This is a genomic window from Vibrio genomosp. F10 str. 9ZD137 (assembly GCF_049974785.1).
GTDB lineage: Bacteria > Pseudomonadota > Gammaproteobacteria > Enterobacterales > Vibrionaceae > Vibrio.
Genome location: NZ_JBNGCJ010000032.1, coordinates 1 through 611, shown reverse-complemented (window position 1 = coordinate 611; position 611 = coordinate 1). Strand labels below are relative to the sequence as shown.

The 611-nt window shown below is 41.1% G+C and carries 1 protein-coding gene; it reads right to left on the bottom strand.

Annotated features, from left to right (window positions below; genetic code table 11):
• Positions 1-108: 108 nt before the first annotated feature.
• Entirely contained in the window at positions 109-558 is a 450-nt protein-coding gene (locus ACP45E_RS00410) for a GNAT family N-acetyltransferase (RefSeq protein WP_017038919.1), read from the bottom strand.
• Positions 559-611 lie beyond the last annotated feature (53 nt).

Genomic DNA, 611 nt, shown 5'->3' with positions numbered 1-611 from the left:
TTAAGTAGTGAGCAACGCCACCACAAAACCTATCCATACCACCGTAATCACACAACCCAACCTTGAACTCAGAACGCCAAGCGTTGGGAATCTGCCTTAAACGCCTTGTTATGCCTGTAGTTGCAAGAAGTAATGATACGTCCCTGATTCCCTTTCATAACCTAAAGACTCATACAGCTTCTGGGCATTCACATTACTCTCAGCGGTCTCTAGAGCCAAACCTTTAACATTGTCCTTTTGACCCATATCTTTCGCTGCATCCATTAGCTTCTTCGCCACCCCTTGCCTTCTTGCTGTGTCTAGAACGAATAAGTCGTTTAGAACCCAAGTTCTAGCAGCCGAAACAGAAGAGAAGCTTGGGTACAATTGAGTAAAACCTAGACCATTACCTTTATCATCAAGTGCTAAATATATAACAGATTCATTGTTATTTAAGCGCGATTCAATAAACTTGCGAGCAACAGTGAGGTCGCTTTCTTGACCATAAAACACTCTATATGCATCAAAAAGAGGAGAAATCAGGTCTAATTGTTCAATTGTTGCTTTTACTATTTCCATGTACAAAATCCATTTTATTGTAGAAAGGCATAACGCTCGCTTAAGCTGCAACC